At 36.1% G+C, this 17,861-nt stretch carries 20 protein-coding genes; 9 read left to right on the plus strand and 11 right to left on the minus strand.

What is annotated here, in order from left to right; all coding sequences use genetic code 11:
• Positions 1-36: 36 nt before the first annotated feature.
• The 3 genes from BN999_RS07905 to BN999_RS07915 all read right to left on the minus strand — a co-directional run bounded on the left by BN999_RS07905 (position 37) and on the right by BN999_RS07915 (position 1,405).
• On the minus strand, positions 37-561 hold the full coding sequence (locus BN999_RS07905) for a type 1 glutamine amidotransferase domain-containing protein (RefSeq protein WP_096270850.1): 525 nt from the start codon (positions 559-561) through the stop codon (positions 37-39).
• Positions 562-654: 93 nt separating this feature from the next.
• A complete protein-coding gene (locus tag BN999_RS07910; protein ID WP_042142252.1) occupies positions 655-900 on the minus strand; it encodes a hypothetical protein in 246 nt (81 codons plus the stop codon).
• A gap of 64 nt (positions 901-964) precedes the next feature.
• Positions 965-1,405, minus strand: coding sequence for a YueI family protein (locus BN999_RS07915; RefSeq protein WP_096270970.1), 441 nt, complete (start codon positions 1,403-1,405; stop codon positions 965-967).
• Between the two features lie 120 nt (positions 1,406-1,525).
• On the opposite strand from BN999_RS07915, the gene BN999_RS07920 reads away from it, so the two are divergent.
• Positions 1,526-2,164: a lysoplasmalogenase gene (locus BN999_RS07920; RefSeq protein ID WP_096270851.1), complete on the plus strand. Its 639-nt coding sequence runs from the start codon at positions 1,526-1,528 to the stop codon at positions 2,162-2,164.
• Between the two features lie 12 nt (positions 2,165-2,176).
• Here the strand turns inward: BN999_RS07920 and BN999_RS07925 are convergent, their stop codons facing one another.
• On the minus strand, positions 2,177-2,350 hold the full coding sequence (locus BN999_RS07925; RefSeq protein WP_096270852.1) for a YfhD family protein: 174 nt from the start codon (positions 2,348-2,350) through the stop codon (positions 2,177-2,179).
• A gap of 117 nt (positions 2,351-2,467) precedes the next feature.
• Positions 2,468-4,459, minus strand: coding sequence for an LTA synthase family protein (locus BN999_RS07930; RefSeq protein WP_096270853.1), 1,992 nt, complete (start codon positions 4,457-4,459; stop codon positions 2,468-2,470).
• A gap of 240 nt (positions 4,460-4,699) precedes the next feature.
• Here BN999_RS07930 and BN999_RS07935 point away from each other — a divergent pair, with 240 nt between their 5' ends.
• Complete coding sequence (locus BN999_RS07935) at positions 4,700-5,563, plus strand: YitT family protein (RefSeq protein WP_096270854.1); 864 nt, start codon at positions 4,700-4,702, stop codon at positions 5,561-5,563.
• A 59-nt stretch (positions 5,564-5,622) separates the two neighbouring features.
• Here the strand turns inward: BN999_RS07935 and BN999_RS07940 are convergent, their stop codons facing one another.
• A complete protein-coding gene (locus BN999_RS07940; protein WP_096270971.1) occupies positions 5,623-6,420 on the minus strand; it encodes a TIGR00266 family protein in 798 nt (265 codons plus the stop codon).
• 138 nt (positions 6,421-6,558) lie between these two features.
• Positions 6,559-7,170, minus strand: coding sequence for a spore coat protein (locus tag BN999_RS07945; protein WP_096270972.1), 612 nt, complete (start codon positions 7,168-7,170; stop codon positions 6,559-6,561).
• A gap of 236 nt (positions 7,171-7,406) precedes the next feature.
• Between BN999_RS07945 and BN999_RS07950 the strand changes: the two genes are divergently transcribed.
• A complete protein-coding gene (locus tag BN999_RS07950; protein ID WP_096270855.1) occupies positions 7,407-8,354 on the plus strand; it encodes an MBL fold metallo-hydrolase in 948 nt (315 codons plus the stop codon).
• A 428-nt stretch (positions 8,355-8,782) separates the two neighbouring features.
• On the opposite strand, the gene mnmH is transcribed toward BN999_RS07950, so the two are convergent.
• The 3 genes from mnmH to BN999_RS07965 form a co-directional block, all read right to left on the minus strand.
• A complete protein-coding gene (mnmH, locus tag BN999_RS07955; RefSeq protein WP_096270856.1) occupies positions 8,783-9,841 on the minus strand; it encodes a tRNA 2-selenouridine(34) synthase MnmH in 1,059 nt (352 codons plus the stop codon).
• A gap of 19 nt (positions 9,842-9,860) precedes the next feature.
• Entirely contained in the window at positions 9,861-10,901 is a 1,041-nt protein-coding gene (gene selD / locus BN999_RS07960; RefSeq protein ID WP_373453626.1) for a selenide, water dikinase SelD, read from the minus strand.
• A gap of 76 nt (positions 10,902-10,977) precedes the next feature.
• Positions 10,978-11,733: an exodeoxyribonuclease III gene (locus BN999_RS07965; protein ID WP_096270858.1), complete on the minus strand. Its 756-nt coding sequence runs from the start codon at positions 11,731-11,733 to the stop codon at positions 10,978-10,980.
• A 265-nt stretch (positions 11,734-11,998) separates the two neighbouring features.
• On the opposite strand from BN999_RS07965, the gene BN999_RS07970 reads away from it, so the two are divergent.
• From BN999_RS07970 to BN999_RS07995, 6 genes are read left to right on the plus strand one after another with little or no spacing between them, the layout of a single operon-like run.
• A complete protein-coding gene (locus tag BN999_RS07970; protein WP_096270859.1) occupies positions 11,999-12,388 on the plus strand; it encodes a GntR family transcriptional regulator in 390 nt (129 codons plus the stop codon).
• Positions 12,385-13,074 (plus strand): ABC transporter ATP-binding protein, encoded by a 690-nt coding sequence (locus BN999_RS07975; protein WP_096270860.1) that lies wholly within the window; start codon positions 12,385-12,387, stop codon positions 13,072-13,074. Before BN999_RS07970 ends, BN999_RS07975 begins: the two co-directional genes overlap by 4 nt.
• Positions 13,071-13,901: a hypothetical protein gene (locus BN999_RS07980; RefSeq protein WP_096270861.1), complete on the plus strand. Its 831-nt coding sequence runs from the start codon at positions 13,071-13,073 to the stop codon at positions 13,899-13,901. The genes BN999_RS07975 and BN999_RS07980 overlap by 4 nt, the downstream gene beginning before the upstream one ends.
• Positions 13,902-13,905: 4 nt before the next feature.
• Positions 13,906-15,165, plus strand: a complete 1,260-nt coding sequence (locus tag BN999_RS07985) for a hypothetical protein (RefSeq protein WP_096270862.1) — start codon at positions 13,906-13,908, stop codon at positions 15,163-15,165.
• A 17-nt stretch (positions 15,166-15,182) separates the two neighbouring features.
• Positions 15,183-15,875 carry an ABC transporter ATP-binding protein gene (locus BN999_RS07990; protein ID WP_096270863.1) on the plus strand — a complete coding sequence of 231 codons (693 nt, stop codon included), beginning with the start codon at positions 15,183-15,185 and terminating at the stop codon, positions 15,873-15,875.
• Positions 15,872-17,203: an ABC transporter permease gene (locus BN999_RS07995; RefSeq protein WP_096270864.1), complete on the plus strand. Its 1,332-nt coding sequence runs from the start codon at positions 15,872-15,874 to the stop codon at positions 17,201-17,203. Before BN999_RS07990 ends, BN999_RS07995 begins: the two co-directional genes overlap by 4 nt.
• Positions 17,204-17,224: 21 nt before the next feature.
• Here BN999_RS07995 and BN999_RS08000 read toward each other — a convergent pair whose 3' ends face one another.
• A complete protein-coding gene (locus BN999_RS08000; RefSeq protein WP_096270865.1) occupies positions 17,225-17,560 on the minus strand; it encodes a thioredoxin family protein in 336 nt (111 codons plus the stop codon).
• Between the last annotated feature and the right edge of the window lie 301 nt (positions 17,561-17,861).

Raw genomic sequence — 17,861 nt, forward strand, 5'->3', positions numbered from 1 at the left:
AAACCCATTACTACTAATAATGGGCATAGTTGTATGTTACTTTTCCGCCAATTTATCGGCGAAAGCTTTGACATAAGGTGGTAAATCAGGTGGTCGACGGCTAGAAATAATATGTCCGTCAACAACAACAGGTTCATCATACCATGAAGCACCAGCATTCGTCATGTCATCTTTGATACCAGGTGTGCTGGTAACCTTTTTATCCTTAAGAATATTCGCTGAAATAAGTACCCAACCAGCATGACAAATTTGTCCAATTGGCTTCTTGGCCACATCCATATCTTTTATCATTTGTAGCACTTCAGGATAACGTCTTAATTTATCAGGGGCCCAACCACCGGGAACAAGAATAGCGTCATACTCATCAGTTTTTATTTCGGAAAATGCAAAATCAGATTTTGCAGGTACACCGTATTTACCATGATAAGTTTTGTTTGCTTCATTTCCTACGAGGTGTACAGTCGCCCCTTCTTCTTGTAAACGTAAGATCGGATACCAAAGCTCTAGGTCCTCAAATTCATGCTCTACAAGAGCTATAATCTTCATATCTTTTAAACGCATAATGAACACCTCCATCTATAATTGTACCAGAAAAAGTTCGGGAACAGGTTCATGATGATGTCAAATAAAAAACCACAGATGATTTTCTGTGGCCTATATAGGACGTTCTCCAAATTTAATGAATGTATTTTCATCCTCAACAAGTCCACAAGAACCGCATTGGATTCGATATTTAGGACCATTATATAAGGTATGAAATGGCTCTACCTGACTATTTTCATATTCATTCATGATATCGCCAGTTTGTGGATCTAATTTCACCGGTTTTGCTACTTGCTCTATAATGTTAAAACGCGAACGATTTGTTTTGCAATTTGGGCAACGATATTTTTGTGCCATTCTTACACACCTCCAATGTTAGTATGAAACCATTGAAGGGTTTTATACTAGGAGGAATCCCACGCTAAAAAAGTCGCTTAAGTTTACTGAAGAGACCATCTTTTTTAGCATCATTATTGGATTGTTGCTGTTTGGGTTCTTCTTCATAAAATATATTTTCTTTATCGATTGCGTGGTCATAAGTGAGTACAGCACCGATGTCCGTTTCAACTTCTTTATTAGTAATTACGGTGTAAGGAATATGATGTTTGTTCGCCAAATCCTTCTCTGCTGTAAGAAATCTGGATGCTATATTTCCATTGAATAATAATTTCGCGTCCTTATTTTGCTTCATATGTTCTTCTAAAACTTGTAAGCCTTTATCTGTCATAACTTGGCCAATGGTTAAGGCTATGACAATACGTTCCCGAAGTGTTCCGAGAAAGTAATCTCGTTCCTTTTGTTTCGGTAATCGGGTTCCATATATTCCTTCTGTAAGATAATCTTCTACACTCTTCTTGCTCATGATTGGATACCTCGCTTTATCCATTTATTATCTCTATTGTATAGCAGAAAAGCTTTCCCATGCAAAAAAAGGATTTTATCAAACTATTATAGAAGTATTTATGAGAAAGGTGGAGGGAGTATGAATGGAACATTACTTACGATAATCATTATATCCGTGATTGGTTATCTCATCTTTGCGATACACTTTAATTATAAAGTTTATAAGTATATTTGGAAACCAGGTACGATGGTGTTAATTATTCTGTTGGCAATAACAGAATCAGGTTTATCATCTGCTTTTAGCTATTTAGTATTATTTGCTCTGTTGTTTTCCTTATTTGGGGATGTTTTCTTATTGAGAGAAGAATGGTTTGTTCATGGTTTAGCTAGTTTCCTTATTGCGCATATTCTTTATAGTATTGGAATTGTTGTTGCGTTTGATCTAAGATTTACTTTTACCACAAGTTCTCTCCTGATCATACTTATGATGATAGCGATACTGTTTTTTCTTATTCTTCAACCAAATGTAAGAAAGAATGGTGGATGGGTTCTACTATTAGCGATAGCGGGTTATATTACTGTTATCACTACAATGGTAGGTCTTTCTATCATGACGGGTGTTTCAATACTTATTACGGCCTCCATACTATTTTTCATCTCAGATGCTGTTTTAGCTTTCAATAAATTCGTAAAGAAGTTTCAGTTGGCAGATTATATAGTGATGAGTACTTATTTTATTGCACAATTACTTTTTGCCATAAGTTTAGGTGGCCATTAGGCCACCTAAACATTATTGATTCCTAACACGTCTCTCAGCAGCTTTAGCTCTTTCTTGAGCCACAATATCATCATGGTCTGCGAGTTCTTTAGAATACTCTACATCAATTCCATCGGAGAGTTGATTCTTAGGAGTCTGAGCAAGAAAATTTTTCCCTGTTGCTCTATTATGGTCACCACGTCCCATAACTTTCACCTCTTTCTGGAGTATTCAATCTATAGTATGAGCTAGAAGCTAAAAATAAAAACGAGTAATCAAAAGGAAATTCTTCCTTAAGATTACTCGTTTAATTCTTATTTCTTCTTATTTGATTGGATATGGTTGTTTATCATCTAAAGGTAATTCAGGATCTTCTTTTGCCTTAAATGGAACGCCAGATTCATTTCCGTAACGGTAATTAGACGGATCAACTGGTGTCCAATCTTCATTTGGAGTGTAGAATCTTAATAAATCTCCATTTAGCAGTTTATCAGATAATTCCAACTCATGAAGAACTTCATTTTTCATTTTTGTCATTTCTTCAGTTGGTTTAATCTTTTCGCCAGTCTCGTTATCATAAAAAGTACCGGAAACTAACGTGTATTCAGGAGTAACATAGTCGCCTCTGCGGAATGGAACGAATTCTTTATGATCTTTAGAGAATAAATCAGTTCCAAATTGAATGTAATCTTGTCCATCGATGCCAAGTAAGTGCAACAATGTTGGCATAACATCCATCTGTCCAGCATATTCGTGAACAGTTCCCATGCCCTCTACTCCAGGAATTTTTATTAATAATGGTACACGTTGTAATTGAGCATTCATAAATGGTGTAATTTCTTCCCCAATTAATTCACCCATTGCACGATTATGGTTGTTTGAAATACCATAGTGGTCACCGTATAACAGAATTACTGAATCCTCATACAAACCAGATTCTTTTAAATCATTAATGAATTGTTCTAATGCTTCATCCAAATAACGTGCAGTTTGGAAGTACGTATCAACCGATTTGTCTCCAGTTTCAGCTGGGGCAATAGTTGCTAATTCTTCCGGAATAACATATGGATGGTGATGAGTTAATGTCTGTAAATGAGCATAGAATGGTTCTTCTAGAGATTCAAGCATTGGTATGGATTCTTCGAAGAACGGTTTATCTAAAAGTCCATAGTTAATGACATTATCTTCACTCATATCATAATAGCTGGCATCAAAGTACGTATCGATACCAAATTGCTTGTAAATTTCATCACGGTTCCAGAATGATTTATAATCACCATGGAATACAGCAGAAGTATATCCTTGCTGTTGATTCATAATAGCCGGTAATGATTGGTACGTATTGGTACCTCTAGTTGTAAAAGCAGATCCTGTTGGTAAACCATAGATAGAATTATCCATAATTAATTCTGCATCCGCAGTTTTACCTTGTTCCGTTTGGTGGAAGAAGTTATCAAAATACGTGAAATTTTGTTCAGGATCATTAACTAATGAGTTCATGAATGGTGTTACTTCTTCTCCATGTAATTCATAGTTAATTAGGAAGGTTTGGAAAGATTCCAAATGTATTTTAATAATATTCTTACCCTTTGCAACTCCAAACAGTTCTGGATTTGGTTCTGCATATTTATTTTTTGTATAGTTTTCAATTTCAGTAATATCATCACTATCCGCTAAAACACGTTGTGATGATGATTTAATATTTTGTATTGCATCATAAATAGTGAAGTTATAAATTCCTAAATATTTCACAATATAATTACGATCAAATGTCCTTTTTAGTAGCTCTGGTCGGTCAGCTTCTGCTAGACCTAAGTTAAATGAGAATGCAATTAGACCGATAATGAGAACTAAAATAGGCTTTTTACGGCTAATTCTTTCAGTTGACCAACCTTTTTTTAACCATATAAATAAAGCAATAAGGATGACAACATCAAGCGCATAAAAAATGTCTGTCCAATTCATAAGACTAGCTATACTTCCTCCAAGACTTCCGAAGTTGTCAGTCTGGGATAATGTAGGAAGCGTAATATAGTCATTGTTAAATCGATAGAACACGACATTAGCATATAGTAGAAAACTCATTAAAGCATCGATTACTATAATCCATAATCCCACTCGTCTACCTTTAGCAAATAAAGCAATGCCAAGGAATATCAATGCGGAGCTAAGTGGATTAAAGAAAAGTAAGAATTCCTGCGTTCCATTTTTTATATCTAAATTAAATTCAGTTGAGTAAATTAAATACGATTTTAACCAGAGTAAAATAACAGCTACAAAAAAGAAGGACATTTTTGATGTTAAGATTTTTTTCATCATATTCACCCCATCTTTTTACTCTTTCAATTGATAACCTTCTAGAGGAAAGTCGTCAAGTTATGATTTTAACGCAAAACAATCTATGAATCAAGTTAATTACCATTTTTTTCTATTGGGAAAGTTTGGGCGTATTGCTTAAATTACCTAATTTACACATTTCCTATGTCTATGTAATTAACTAGTAAGCTATGATAGAATATTACTTGCTTGTCCTAGATAGAAAGGAATTCTAAATTTATGAAACAACAACAAAGAATACTCATGAAAGAATATTTACTAGTTATTTTTGGAGCAACACTAGTAGCATTATCTTATAATGTATTTTTACTACCTTCAAAACTTGCAGCTGGTGGTATTTCAGGTGTAAGTACCGTATTATATGAATTATTTGGTTTTAGTCCAGCCGCAACGCAATTTGTCATTAATATCCCTATATTTATTATCGGCTGGTTAGTATTAGGGAAAGATTTTGGTGGAAAAACGTTAGTCGGAACATTTTGGGTTCCGATGATGATTGGCCTAACTGCTAATATACCTATTACGGTTTCCAATCCTTTTTTAGGGGGGCTTTATGGCGGAATAGTATTAGGAGTAGGACTTGGTATTGTATATATTGGTAAAGGTTCTACGGGAGGAACAGCCTCCATTGCACAAATTCTAAAGAAGTTTACTGGAAAATCAAGTGGCTACACCCAACTAGTAGTGGATGGTGTAGTAGTTATTTCATCTATTTTCGTATTTAGTTTTGAATTAACTCTATTTGCACTGATGGCTATTTACATTTCTAGTAAGACAATTGACTTCGTGCAGTTACGTACTTCAGCTTCAAAGCTTATCGTTATTATTACAGAAGATGAACAGAAAGTAACAGAACTAATTCGAAGTGGAATTGACCGCGGTCTAACAAAGATTAGATCAGTAGGAGGATATTCCAATCAGGACAAGACATTAATTCTTTGTGTTGCAGAACAACAAGAAGCGGTTAAATTAAAAGGAATGCTTCAACAGGAAATACCTGAGTCTTTTGTAATTTTCTTAAATGCCTCAGAAATTTTAGGAAGAGGCTTTACGTTGGATAAGTATTATGGGCAGAAGCTTTAAATTTATTAATAAAGGATATTTCATTAGGAGAAACTCCTTTTGAAATATCCTTTATTTTGTTATTTCCTATCTCCACTTAATAGATCAAATAGTCCCCCTGCAAGGCTACCTTCCCCTTTTGATCCACCACGCTGTGGGGCAGCTGCGAATATTCTACTAGCAAGTCTTGAAAATGGAAGTGACTGGATCCATACTGTTCCCGGTCCTCTTAGTGTTGCAAAGAACAGTCCCTCGCCACCAAAAAGGGCAGTCTTCACACCACCGACAAACTCAATGTTGTAATCAACAGTACCTGTCATCGCAACTAAGCATCCAGTATCAACACGCAATGTTTCTCCAGCTTGTAGTTCTCTTTTGTGGATAGTACCACCAGCATGAACAAATGCCATTCCGTCGCCTTCTAGCTTCTGCATAATAAAACCTTCTCCGCCGAAGAAGCCAGTACCGATTTTTCGCTGAAATTCAATTCCCACGGAGACCCCTTTTGCAGCAGCAAGGAAAGCATCCTTCTGACAAATCAGCTTTCCGTTTATTTGACTGAGGTCCATTGGTATTATTTTACCAGGATATGGAGAAGCGAAAGAAACATGTTTTTTCCCGGTCCCAACGTTAGTAAAGGTGGTCATAAATAGACTCTCACCAGTCAGCACACGCTTTCCTGCACCAAGTAATTTACCCATAAGTCCACTCTGATTACTCTTTGAACCATCCCCGAAGATTGTTTCCATCTGTACCTGGTCATCCATCATCATTAAACTACCTGCCTCAGCTATAACCGTTTCTTGCGGATCTAACTCCACTTCTACAAATTGCATATCATCACCATACAGCTTGTAATCAATTTCATGATTAGTCATCATCATTACCCTCCCATAATATGTAAGTATCTATTATACGTAATATAGGTATGTTTAGATTCATCATTTTAAGTCAATAAGTAAATATTTATTACAAAAAGGGTGCTCGATCTGAGCACCCAAGGTAGTCAATTTAGATTAATGAGGTAGTGTTCCTTGAACTGGTGCAAAACTATTGATGTAGTTTTGCATATCTTCTTGTTTTAATTGAGGTACTTGGTAATATTGATGTTTGTTTTGGTACAGGAATACTTCATATGCCATTTCGATGATGTTAGGGATACTATCAGCAAATACCCTTCTTAGGACGGGGTTAGTTGACTCCAATGCTGCCATTGTAAACGCTGATGCACTAGATTTTAGGCATCCCATCATAAAGCCGGTAACACATTGATCATTAATTTCATTCACAGATTGTGCGGGCTTTTTAGGTTGTGATGGTGTCATTCCATATAGTACATCATTTCCACTCGCCATATTATAGGTTTGTGTTTTAACAGATGGCTCATTCCCTGTTTTAAGTGTCTCAACAAGGGTGTTATACAGTTGAGTCAAAAATATCTTGTGTTGATTCATCATCGTTTTTAATTGTGGATCTTGAACATATTGCTCATAAATCATATATTGTTCCATTCCACCAACTAAACCGCCAATTGCTTCATGTGCATCAAATAACTCGTGACCACCATGACTTATATTAGCTGGCATTTGAGAAGTACCTGTTAAATTCTGTTGCTGTTGATTATTCATGTCCAAGTTAAATTACCTCCTTAAGAAGAATCAAGTATATTTTTGACTATTACTGACTGAAATATCCTAGCCATTTATTAGGAAAGATGTGTTTGATTGGCATAAATGAGATGTTATATAAGGAGGATAATAATAACTGATACATTAACATGCTTTTAAGTATGTTCCGAATTATAGTAAATGAATTTTTTCCTAATAAATGCTACGATTAAATTGAAAATAGGGAGGGGAAGCGAATGCAAGGAAGATTACCGATTCAAATTACGGACCGAATACATTTAATTGATGGATTCGATATGGGGATTCCTTCAAGAACTGGTACATATGTTATTGATGAAGAAGAACTTACCATTGTGGAAACCGGACCTAGTCCCTCAATCAAACATATAAGAAAAGGCCTTCAAGATTTAGGGCATACATTAAATGAGGTCAAATATATCATACTTACACATATTCATTTAGATCATGCTGGTGGAGCAGGTGTACTTATTAAGCTTTGTCCCCATGCAAAGGTTATTGTTCATCCACGAGGAAAAAGACATTTAATTGATCCTGTGAAATTAACTGGTGGAGCAAGAGCAATCTATGGGGAAAGCTTTTCAGAGTTCTTTGATCCTGTGGAACCAATTCCAGAGGATAAAATCATGGTAAAAGATGAAGGGGATACCCTCCAAATTGGGCCAGAGTGTACATTGCAATTCTTGGATACACCTGGTCATGCTCGGCACCATCTTGGGATATATGATCCAGTCAGTAATGGAATGTTTACTGGAGATACGGCAGGAGTTCGTTATGACCAATTAGATCCGCTAGGAATTGATTTGTTCTTACCCTCGACCTCACCAAACCATTTTGACCCAACAGCTATGCATGAATCTATCGATCGAATGTTGGATATGAATTTAGATTTTATCTACTTTGGGCATTTTGGTTCAACATTAAAAACAACAAAAGCCTTACATCAAGTATCAGAGTGGTTGGATATTTTTGTAGATGAAGGAGAGCGGGTTATAGCAGAGGGGAAAGGGTATGATGTTCTCGCTGTGAGAATGTTTAATCGTGTGAAAGAGCACCTTAAACAACTGCAAGTCCCTGATGATCATCCTGTTTATATATTAATTAATTTAGATATGCAAATAAGTGCACTTGGAATAATTGACTATTTTCAAAAGCTTAAGCAATAATGATTAAGGGTAGCAGTGAGCACATTCATTGCTACCCTTTAATATAGTTGATGTTAATTTATTAGAAACTGTGCTGCTAGTATTCTTTTTGGGGAGCACCATACCCGCTACGGAAATACACTCCGCTTTTACTGTCAGCACAGGGGCGACATCTGCTCGGAAGAACCGTCGCAGTGTCTACCTTGCCGCGGGCGGCCGGTGAGCCTCCTCGTGCTTACGCACTGCGGGGTCTCACCGATGCCTATCCTCCCGCAGGAGTCTCCGTGTATTTCCTTCGCTAGTATAGAGTGAAAGAATAATTTAAACACCACTTATCTCAAAAACATAGTATTATTCCTCCATACTTATCAATCTTACAGGGTAATTACCACACAGTTTCTTTTAAATCAACATACGTAAAACTACAACTCCTTAGCTAACAACTAAATTTAATTAATAAACTGATTGCTAGCTAAGATACCTCTTGTTTCTAAAGCTTCTAGGATTTTGTTATAAGCATCTTCTGTATTACCTGCTTGAATGATTATTTTCTCACCTATAAAGTCTTTTGTAGAATGTTCATATCTTGGGTCATAATAATGCTCCAACAACAAGCTTGTTGCTTCAACGTAGTTTTCTTGGTTGAGGAATTCTCCAATTTGTTTTGCTACTGGTGTATGGATTCGTTTTTTGATGATATGGAATGCCTCAAGGAACCGTTCAGGGGATCCCCAAGGTTGGTAATCATCTAAAATATTCCGCACTCTCTCTTCGATCGGTAGTTGAATAATGAGTTGTAATCCTTTTTCTTTCTTCTCGTAAAGGAAATCAGGTATAAGTATTTTGCCAATACGCTTACTTTCCCCTTCGACAAATACAAATGGAGTACTTTCATAATCCATCATTTTTTCAACTAAAAGTGAATCAAATCGCTTCTGATTACTTGGATTTAGTCCAATATGTCCAAAAATGGACCCCCGATGATTAGCCATTTGTTCTAAGTCGATTACAGGGTATCCATTACACGCTAACTTTTTCAAAATAGCGGTTTTTCCAGTACCGGTGAAGCCGTTAAGGACAATGAACTCTGGTTGGAAGGTTTCTTTTTCTAAGTATTCTAGAACAAAGTTGCGATATGAACGGATCCCGCCAGCTAAACGGGTAGATTCGATGTCCATTAATCCAAGGACGGTCGCTGCTGTTTTACTTCTCATTCCTCCACGCCAGCAAAAGACTGTTATAGAGGTATCTATCTTCCTAAATTCTTGAATATAGGCGGGAAGCTTTTGGGAGAAAATCTGTAAACCTCGTTCTTTCGCTTCTGCCGGACCGACTTTTTTATAGATGGTTCCAACTTCCGCTCGCTCTATATCGGTGAATATCGGAATGTTGATACTACCAGGTATTGTGCCTTGTTCAAATTCTTTTGGTGAGCGAACATCTACTAATGTGTGGCTTTGTTTTGTTCTTTTTTCCAATAATTCAAGTAAGGAAATATCCTGAACCATTCTAACACCTTCTTAATTATTAACGAACTATAATTTTACCTTTGTTTTCTTCCGTAATGTCTCCAATGATGCTTGCCTCAACGCCTTTAGCAATTAAATCTTCAAGTAAAGAATCAGCTTTAGTTCCCTCTACAGATATTAATAAACCTCCAGATGTTACGGCATCACATAGGATATGTCTATCAATAGAATCCATATCTTCTGGATAGATGACAACATCTTCTACATGCTTGTAGTTGTTCTTAGTTCCACCAGGCATGGAGCCTGATTCTGCTAATTCACGGACACGGGGAAGGACGGGAACTTGATCAGAATAGATGGTCATACCTACATTACTTCCAATTGCCATTTCTGAACCATGTCCTAATAACCCGAAACCGGTGACATCAGTGGAAGCATGTACATCATAGTTTTCCATGACTTCAGCAGCCGTTTTATTTAACGTAGTCATGACGGATGTGACATGTTTCACTTCTTCATCGGTTAATAAATTGTTTTTAATGGATGTTGTTAAGATACCAACACCAATAGGCTTAGTTAGAATAAGTTTGTCACCAGGCTTTGCCCCGGTGTTTGTTCTTACTTTATTAGGATGGACAACTCCTGTTACTGCTAATCCGAATTTAGGTTCTTGATCATTAATAGAGTGTCCGCCAACAAGTGTAATATTTGCCTCTTTCAGTTTATCTCCAGCTCCACGCAAGATTTCAGATAAGATGCTTTTGTCTAATGTAGATATTGGAAATGCCACAATATTAAGTGCTGTTAGAGGTCTACCTCCCATTGCGTAAACGTCACTAATAGCATTTGCTGCAGCAACTTGACCAAAGTCATAGGGGTCATCCACAATTGGGGTAAAGAAGTCCAACGTTTGTACAATAGCAATATCATCTGTCAGTTTATAGACACCAGCATCATCACTCGTATCTAGACCAACTAAAAGATTAGGATCTGCTACAGGAGTAGGTAGATTCCGTAACACCTGTGTTAAATCAGCCGGACCAATCTTACAACCACAACCACCTTTAGAAGATAAAGAAGTAAGCTTCACATTTTCCATCATATCGCACCTTTCTTGTTCAAGAGGGAGGTGCCTGGCACTCCCCGCTTTTTGTCTGTTATTGTCGAAAAAAATATTACATGTCGATTTCTAAAGCTATAGGGCAGTGATCACTGCCTAGAACAGTTGTATGTGCATTAGAATCGACTAGTTTTTCTGTCCATCTTTCTGAAACAATGAAATAGTCGATTCTCCATCCAATATTTCGTTCTCTGACAGTTTTCATGTAAGACCACCACGTATAGATTCCATCTTTTTCAGGATAGAAGTAGCGCAGGGTATCAACAAAGCCTGCATCTAGAAAACGAGTCATTTTTCCACGTTCTTCGTCAGTGAATCCTGAGTTTCCGTAATTCGATTTATAATTACGGATATCAATTTCATTATGGGCCACATTCAAGTCACCACATAACACAACAGGCTTCATTCTGTCATGTGCTATAACGTGTTCGAATAAAGCATCCTCCCATTCTAACCTTACGTCGAGTCTAGCTAAATCACGCTGTGAGTTAGGGGTATAGACATTAATCAGAAAGAATTCTTCAAATTCCATAGTGATAATGCGCCCTTCTGATTGGGAATCTTCGTCACCTAACCCATACTTAACCGATAGTGGCTGTTGTTTGGTAAAAACAGCGGTACCGGAATAGCCTTTTCTCTCGGCATAGTTCCAATATTGATAATATCCATCTAGTTCAAGATTTATTTGTCCTTCTTGAAGTTTTGTCTCTTGGACACAAAAAATATCAGCATTAACTTCTTTGAAATAATCTAAAAAACCTTTTCGGACGCAAGCTCGTAGTCCGTTAACATTCCATGATACTAATTTCATATTTTCCCCTCTTTATTCACTTATCAGTATCTTCAACTGTGTTATTTTCTATATTCATCATAACACCAACGAAAGAATAGGTCATTGGAGGTGACTTTAAAGAATTTTAATAAATCCTGTTGACATTTAAAGTGTATTAAGCATATAATACACAACAGATAGTGTATTAAGGGTTTAATACATGTTTTTTTGGAAATGATGTATTAAGGTGTTAATACAGTGAACGAACAGAAGGGTGTCATCAAGAAAATTAGGAGTTGTAGCTATGAATATTAAATTAAACAGTCGGGATCCTGTATATATTCAAGTGATTCGGTACTTCAAAGAACAAATTGCTACAGGGATTTTAGAACCTGGCCAAGAAATAGCCTCACGGCGTGAACTAGCAAATAAATTAAAGATAAATCCGAACACTGCACAGAGAGCATACAAGGAAATGGAGGAACAAGGTTTGATTTTTACAGAGGGGAATCTACCAAGTAGGATTACGAAAGACGAAGTAATTATAAAACATGTTCGTGAAGAATTAATTTTAGAAGCTGTAAATACATTTATTGCTTCTATCCAATCGATAAATGTGTCACTCGAAGAAGCTGTTGAATTGATCAAGAAGAATTATCATAAAAACCCGAATGAACAGGAGGGTAACCAATGATTGAAGTGAAAGACATTACCAAGAAGTTTGGTAGAAAAAAGGTTTTAAATGGTGTCTCGTTTACCGCAAATAAAGGTGAGATTACTTGTCTGATTGGGATAAATGGTGTTGGGAAAACAACGATCTTAAATGCCATTATGAATCTGACACCTATTAATAGCGGAGAGGTTTTAATTGATGGAGAAAAGATTCATAAAGAAAGCTATGAGAAAATTACGTTTATCCCGGATGCAATAACCATGTTGCCCCAAATGAGAATTGCCGATGCTATGCAGTTTATGGCTGACTTTTACCAATCATGGAATCAAGTTCGAGCTGATGAATTGCTGTCGTTCTTTAAATTAGATCCGAATGACCGCATCTCTTCACTTTCAAAAGGAAACACAGCAAAGGTGAACATGCTACTAGGTTTAGCACTGGATGTAGACTATCTACTAATGGATGAACCATTCTCTGGAATTGATATTTTTAGTAGAGAACAAATAGCTGATGTATTTACTAGTCATCTAGTCGAAGATCGTGGTGTTGTCATTACCACACATGAAATTAGTGATATCGAACACTTAATTGATAAAGCTGTCATCTTAAATGATGGCGTGGTATTAAGAGAATTTAATGCAGAAGATGTAAGGGAAAATGAAGGCAAGTCCATCATCGATGTGATGAGAGAGGTGTACCAAGCATGAAGAACTTTTTAAAGCTAACAAATTTTGAACTAAATCGCTTTTCAAAGATATACATTACTTTAATTGGGTTAACTTTGGTGATGCAAACGATTGGAATGATTCTTCTATCCAGTAGTTATATGAGTGATGTTGAGGAGCAACTGGCGATGGGAAACTCAATGGAGTGGATAACAATTAATTTAGGAACCTTCTCCTTTAGTTCTTTAACAAGGACCTTTTGGTTTGGTGGTCCAATAATAATCGCTATTGTGACTCTATTAATTTATGTGTTCTTCATCTGGTACCGTGATTGGTTTGGAAAAAACACATTTATTTATCGACTATTGATGATACCTACTGCAAGAATCAATTTATTTTTTGCAAAAGCTTCCACCATATTTTTAATGGTACTAGGTTTGATCTCATTGCAATTAGTATTTATCTTATTGGAGAATGAGTTATTAAAAATCTTGGTTTCAGATGCGTTTAGAGAAGACCAAAGCTTAAAACAAATTATATTTAATTTCGATTATATGGGTGTTCTTTACCCAAACTCAATTATCCAGTTTTTCATTAATTATGGAATTGGATTCATGGCTGTTTTTGTTACATTTACAGGGATTCTATTTGAGCGATGCTATCGTCTAAAAGGAATTTTATTTGGCATATTGTTTGCAGGGGTTTCTCTACTCATCTTTATATCCCCAATTTTATTACAAGTAACAATCTTAAACGAGTTCTTTTATCCAATTGAGATTTTTATTCTAATGGCGATTACGGGTCTAGTCGTCATATCTGGTTCGATTTGGATGAGTCATTACTTACTGAACAAGAAGATAAGGGTGTGATGAGATGGTATTAAAGCGATTCTGGAAACTAATAGCTTTGGCAATCACGATTGTAGCCATATTAGTAACTTACTTTATTCATACTGCAATAGTTGTCGCAAGTCAATTTCCTGACTTAGAGATTAAGACAATTAGTGGTGATAAAAGTGTATTAGAACATATTGCCATTACTGGCGACTATTATCAGGAGGAAGGTAATTCTAGTCCTTTAATAGTAACTCTTGAAGGTTCTACTTATTACGAAGAATTATCCTATTTTGAAAAACTGGAACCATACTTTCCACCTAATGAAGCAACAAAGCTTAAGGATAACTATCGAAACTTTATGAGAGGTAAGATGTATAATCCGTCTTCTTTTTTTGATAATGAAGAACACCTAGCATATGTAGGAGCAGAAATATCGGATTGGGGTACAAACTATCTACCAGAATATTATTTAGAAGTAGATGTGCTAAATAAAGAAACAAATAAATCACATTCATTTCAAACCGATCTCCCCGGTGTAGAAGAAGTAAATCATGTAGATGTATTAAAAGCTCAAGTAGTCAAAGAAAATCTATATGTCATTGTTAAATTAAACTATCTTTTAGCTGACCAATATGTTGATGAAATAAAGGTGTATACGATGGATATTTCCTCTGGTCAAATTGTAGGGGATCAAACTTTATTTGACCCAAGCGAACAAAGCAATAAAGATAGATGGTCACACTTATCATTTTTAAATCATCACAGTGAGATAGGATCTGGAGATAATTTGTTGTTAGTAAAGGATATAGGTCGAGATTTAGAAGTTAATCAAACTGATGGATTCACAGATGAAATTAAATCTGAGCTCTTAGAAAGAGCATTCTATATCTACAATATAAGTACAAATCAGTTACAAGAGCTTCAAATACCAGAAGAACATTATGAAAAACTACTATTAAATGAATTTAATTTGAGTGGCTTTGTATTTGACACACATGTTTATATTTCCTATGTAGACGAAGGTAACCTAGTTGTATTGAGTTACAGTCTGGAAAATTACAAGTTGGAATCGCAGCAAACATACAGCCTAAAAGAGCTTGATATGGAAGACTCCAATATTAAAATCATCGACAACAAAATTTACGCAGTAGAAAATGACATGAAAAATACTGCCAAAATCTTTGTGGGAGATGTAACGACAGGAGAAGTATTATACAAAGGTGAGATTGTATCAAAACAGAACAGTGATGACAGAAATGACTATTCACTAAATTTCTATTCTGTTAAAAAGAACTAATTACGGGAGGAAGAAAATTGATACAAATTAAAAACTTGAGTCATCACTTTGAATTGGGAAAAAAAGGTAGAAAGACAATCTTACCTGTCCTAAAAGATATTAACATGGAAGTTAGAAGAGGTGAAATAGTCTCTGTCGTTGGAAAAAGTGGTTCTGGTAAATCTACATTATTAAATTTAATAAGTGGCTTCATTCGTCCAACAGAAGGAGAAATATGGATGGAAGGCCAGATAGTTTCTGACCTTTCAGAAGCAAAGTTTGCGGATTTTCGTCTTAAGCATATTGGATTTATATTTCAAAGCTTTCAATTAATCCCCAGTATGACAGCCTATCAAAATATTGAACTACCTTTAATCCTAAAGGGTGAAGAGGAGAAAAAGCGAAAAGAGATAGTTGTTAGAATGATGGAGAATGTTGGGCTTCGAGATTTTCAAGATCATTACCCAAGTGAACTATCTGGTGGCCAACAACAACGTGTTAGTATTGCAAGAGCTCTAGTGCTAGAGCCGACCTTAATCTTAGCAGATGAACCGACTGGTAGTTTAGATAGTGAAACAGAGTCAGAGATTTTAGAGATTATACAGAAGCTTAATCAAGAGCTTGGCATCACCTTCCTAATCATCACTCACGATGAAGAAGTTGCCCAAATTGGCGATCGTACCATTTCTATCAGAGATGGCCGCATCATGGAAGGAGCTAATGCAGTATGAGATTGAAGGACAGATATCGATTTATAAGGCAAAATATCAAGAAGAATAGAGCTAGAACTTTTATGACCATATTGGCAACAGCTATGGGATGTGCATTCTTAATCGTCCTTGCATCAGTTGGGTATGGCTTACAACAAAGCGTGGTAAAAGAGACACTTGAAGACCAAGTTGTAACAGAGGTCCAAGTCTATGGAAAGGAATCCGCGGAAGGCTATGATTCTATAACAGTAGCTGATATAGATAAGCTAGAGAAGTTAGACCATGTAAAAGCTGTTACTAGGAGAACCCAATTAAGACAAATGCCAATCTATACTCTTGATGAGTATAAGTCGGAGGCAATGGCAGTTTCTGCTCATTATCCGTCTGAAATCGCATCAGGTTTAGAACTTTCGGATGGTAGATTACCAGAGAAAGCAAATGAAGTGGTTGTAGGATATCATTTCTCTGATACGTTAGTAATAGATTCAGAAGATGTTGTCTACGATGAAGAGACTGGTTACCCGGAGGAAGAGTTTCGCTATAAAGGGGAATTAATCGGCCAAACTATTCTAATGACAGTAAAACAAGATGAAGAGGGTAACGTCACAGAGGAGATTCCGCTAACGGTTGTTGGTATTATTGAAAAGCCTGGTAGGGAATGGATGCAAGACCGAGATGTCTATATATCACAAGAAGTGTTTAAACAAATAGAAACATTTACTGGTACAGCTGGTGGAGGGATTGTTTATGATTCTGAGGAAATAGAAACAGGTCATCTCCAGGTATTTGATCAAGTAAATGTTTATGCAGATAATCTTGAAGAAGTTCAAGGTATTGTGGATACTTTAAATGAAGAAAAATATGCAACGTATTCTGTAGTTAGTGAAATGAAACAAATTAATACACTATTTACCATTGCGAAGGCTGGATTAATATTAGTTGGTACTATCGCTTTAATCATCGCGTCGATTGGAATTTATAATACGATGACTATGGCAGTAACGGAAAGAGCACCAGATATTGGTATTATGAAAGCGATTGGTGCGAATCCGAAAACGATTAAGCAAATCTTTCTACTAGAAAGTACTTATATCGGTATTATCGGTGCAATAATAGGAACCATTGTTGCGTATGCTACTAGTGTTGTTGTAAATATTGGATTACCGATGATATTGGAAATAGCTTTTGAAGAAGAAATGCCAGAAGGATTACAATTTTCAAGTATTCCGTTAAGTCTTGTATTAATTGCTGTTGCCATTTGTTTGATTGTTACAATACTATCAGGAATGCGCCCAGCAAAACGAGCGACACAGATTGATGTACTAAAAGCAATGCGTAGAGAAATATAAAATCATGTGGTTGGATAGTCATTATCCAACCACATTTTTATAGATTTTCCTAATTTTATCCTCGAATAGATCCATATGTACAATACGAGCTTCTCTTAAATATTCTTTTCCATTAACAAATAAAAGTAATACAGGAACAGTGAAAATAGAGAAGTGTCCTGCAATTTCCTCCACTTCAGCTGCACTAATATGTGCCATTTTAATTTCAGTAAATGGAACCATTGTTTCCTGAACCTGTGGCATAAGACCATGGCAGACACTACAGTCTGGTCGGGAAATATATATAAAAGCTAATGTATTCGATTGAATGAATTCGTCTATTTCTTCTATGGATTCTAAATTGGTAAATTGTCTCATAATCTGCCTCCTACCGTTACTATATCCGATTGGAAATGATGTATGCAATTCTATAGTCCTCCGGTAAAAGGTTGGGTGGCTACTAGTCTATTTCTAGTAAAATTGAGTAAATAACCCTTAAATAAGGAGAATATGTATGGTTTCACCAAGGTAACTGCCAACACTGTTAAGGAAAAATGGAATAGTAATATAGTACTCTACTCATGGCTAGCTAATAGAATTTAGCCCTGCCTATGAATCTAAGGGGTTAGGACATAACTAATAAGTATTTGTCCTAACCCCCTCCATAATAGCGATTTGG

The sequence above is a fragment of the Paucisalibacillus globulus genome (assembly GCF_900184735.1).
GTDB classification, from domain to species: domain Bacteria; phylum Bacillota; class Bacilli; order Bacillales; family Amphibacillaceae; genus Ornithinibacillus; species Ornithinibacillus globulus_B.

Coding starts and splice junctions, on each gene's coding strand:
- BN999_RS07905 (WP_096270850.1), bottom strand. CDS start 561: ATGCGTTTAAAAGATATGAAGATTATAGCTCTTGTAGAGCATGAATTT.
- BN999_RS07910 (WP_042142252.1), bottom strand. CDS start 900: ATGGCACAAAAATATCGTTGCCCAAATTGCAAAACAAATCGTTCGCGT.
- BN999_RS07915 (WP_096270970.1), bottom strand. CDS start 1,405: ATGAGCAAGAAGAGTGTAGAAGATTATCTTACAGAAGGAATATATGGA.
- BN999_RS07920 (WP_096270851.1), top strand. CDS start 1,526: ATGAATGGAACATTACTTACGATAATCATTATATCCGTGATTGGTTAT.
- BN999_RS07925 (WP_096270852.1), bottom strand. CDS start 2,350: ATGGGACGTGGTGACCATAATAGAGCAACAGGGAAAAATTTTCTTGCT.
- BN999_RS07930 (WP_096270853.1), bottom strand. CDS start 4,459: ATGAAAAAAATCTTAACATCAAAAATGTCCTTCTTTTTTGTAGCTGTT.
- BN999_RS07935 (WP_096270854.1), top strand. CDS start 4,700: ATGAAACAACAACAAAGAATACTCATGAAAGAATATTTACTAGTTATT.
- BN999_RS07940 (WP_096270971.1), bottom strand. CDS start 6,420: ATGACTAATCATGAAATTGATTACAAGCTGTATGGTGATGATATGCAA.
- BN999_RS07945 (WP_096270972.1), bottom strand. CDS start 7,170: ATGAATAATCAACAGCAACAGAATTTAACAGGTACTTCTCAAATGCCA.
- BN999_RS07950 (WP_096270855.1), top strand. CDS start 7,407: ATGCAAGGAAGATTACCGATTCAAATTACGGACCGAATACATTTAATT.
- mnmH (WP_096270856.1), bottom strand. CDS start 9,841: ATGGTTCAGGATATTTCCTTACTTGAATTATTGGAAAAAAGAACAAAA.
- selD (WP_373453626.1), bottom strand. CDS start 10,901: ATGGAAAATGTGAAGCTTACTTCTTTATCTTCTAAAGGTGGTTGTGGT.
- BN999_RS07965 (WP_096270858.1), bottom strand. CDS start 11,733: ATGAAATTAGTATCATGGAATGTTAACGGACTACGAGCTTGCGTCCGA.
- BN999_RS07970 (WP_096270859.1), top strand. CDS start 11,999: ATGAATATTAAATTAAACAGTCGGGATCCTGTATATATTCAAGTGATT.
- BN999_RS07975 (WP_096270860.1), top strand. CDS start 12,385: ATGATTGAAGTGAAAGACATTACCAAGAAGTTTGGTAGAAAAAAGGTT.
- BN999_RS07980 (WP_096270861.1), top strand. CDS start 13,071: ATGAAGAACTTTTTAAAGCTAACAAATTTTGAACTAAATCGCTTTTCA.
- BN999_RS07985 (WP_096270862.1), top strand. CDS start 13,906: ATGGTATTAAAGCGATTCTGGAAACTAATAGCTTTGGCAATCACGATT.
- BN999_RS07995 (WP_096270864.1), top strand. CDS start 15,872: ATGAGATTGAAGGACAGATATCGATTTATAAGGCAAAATATCAAGAAG.
- BN999_RS08000 (WP_096270865.1), bottom strand. CDS start 17,560: ATGAGACAATTTACCAATTTAGAATCCATAGAAGAAATAGACGAATTC.